We start from the raw sequence: 1,625 nt of genomic DNA, 5'->3' as shown, positions 1-1,625 counted from the left end.
TTTAAAATACGAGCCATAAAACGCACCATCAACGCTACCTCTCTATTATATGCAACTTCACATAAAATTGGTATAACACTATCAATGACATCTTAATACTGGCGACTGCTGTTGACAGACAAAAGAAATTTATAACATATGATAATGTGCTAAATCGTTTTGCTGCTGAGTATTATGAGGCCCGAACTCACCAAAACGAAGATGAATTGATAATCGATTTTTCAGAGGAGACAACTGAAAGTAGAAAAAGTAAGGAAAGTAAAGGATATGTCAATAGGGGTTGGAGTTACTCGGTTCGTAATAACCGAGAGGTACAGGGAACCTAACAACCCGCTTGCACCCGATCGCATTAAGGTTGTCTGTTGGAACCAATAAGGTATCAGTGATGGGTGAAGCGAAAGGTTATGGCATGGTTCTTACAACTATAGTGGCTGTAGGAGCGATCGCCCTTTTCACTTCACCAAAAGCGCGATCGCTTTCTCAACCTCATTTTGGGGAGGAGTTGAGTTTTAATTGAAGCCTTTCTCTATTATTCGAGCAAACATCGGGATTAGTATTGCAAATCTCTTCAACTAAAGCAAAATCATCGCTCTGACTAAAAATAAACCTAGAGCTCTGGAGTACCTGAAGGCGGTTGTAGTCAAGCACATATTCCCTTGTTAGAGGAACTAATGTTCGCTCCAGGTTTAGCTTGTGCCGGAAATATTTCTTTTCCAACATGATTAGGATCAGCTTACTGTTAATAGGAAATACTACCTCGATTCCCTCTGAAGAATAACCACTTGACTCTAAATGGGGAGCCATTACAACTGGATTATCGGATGTAAAAAATAGTTTATCTGTACTATTTACTCCTATCAACCAAATATGATTTAAAAGAATCTCTGCAAGCTCTTTGCAATGATCAAAAATAAATTTTGCTTGTGTGATAGGCATACCATCATTTTCCAAGTATGATAATGTAGACATACAGTGATTAAGTCTGTCTTTTTTTATTTCATTAGCCACTGATTCGTCAACCTTAATAAAATTGTCTTCTTCAAACTTATTGAGGCGTCTTGATAATTCATCTTCTACTTCTTCTACTATATGGGGTATGAATGGTTGAGTTTTTTGCCAAAACTCGTTTGAAAAATCTCTGAAATCTTTTGTACGGAGAGATTGAACGGCTACCCAATATGCTAAATCCAGCTTCTGGTCTTGAGTTAAAACTTGAAGATGATCCACTTTTTCTGAGGGCTTCAGACTGCGGATGCCTTGTATTTTCTTCTGGATATGATTCATAAACTTAGAAGCTTTTGTTTCAAGTTCTGAGAACCACTTTTCCATCGGTTGTTGGCGCTCTTTAGTGCCAGATGGTTGAGGAAAATCATAAAAATATTTTTCACACGCTAAATTTTTGGCGTTAGTAAATGGGAGCATTTTATTTTCAAATTTATCAAAAGTACACAGTTTTTCTTGTGGGTTAGTAAAATACTTTAGGTAAAATTGAGGTACATAGTGTTGATTTTTAACATTTGACATACGGTTTAGCACCAATAAAGATTAGTTAGAGTCGATAGGGGCATTTCTACCCCTACCTCTCCTTCAGAACGGAACGTGAAGCTTTCGCTTCATTCCGCTCC

At 37.5% G+C, this 1,625-nt stretch carries 1 protein-coding gene; it reads right to left on the bottom strand.

Annotated elements, in window-relative coordinates:
• Positions 1-486: 486 nt before the first annotated feature.
• Positions 487-1,524: a DUF4238 domain-containing protein gene (locus QUB77_RS31535; RefSeq protein WP_333180930.1), complete on the bottom strand. Its 1,038-nt coding sequence runs from the start codon at positions 1,522-1,524 to the stop codon at positions 487-489.
• Positions 1,525-1,625 lie beyond the last annotated feature (101 nt).

This window comes from Microcoleus sp. AT9b-C3, from assembly GCF_036705485.1.
In the GTDB taxonomy this organism is placed as follows: Bacteria; Cyanobacteriota; Cyanobacteriia; order Cyanobacteriales; family Microcoleaceae; genus Microcoleus.
This window is presented reverse-complemented; position numbering and strand designations above follow the sequence as displayed.

Coding starts and splice junctions, on each gene's coding strand:
- QUB77_RS31535 (WP_333180930.1), bottom strand. CDS start 1,524: ATGTCAAATGTTAAAAATCAACACTATGTACCTCAATTTTACCTAAAG.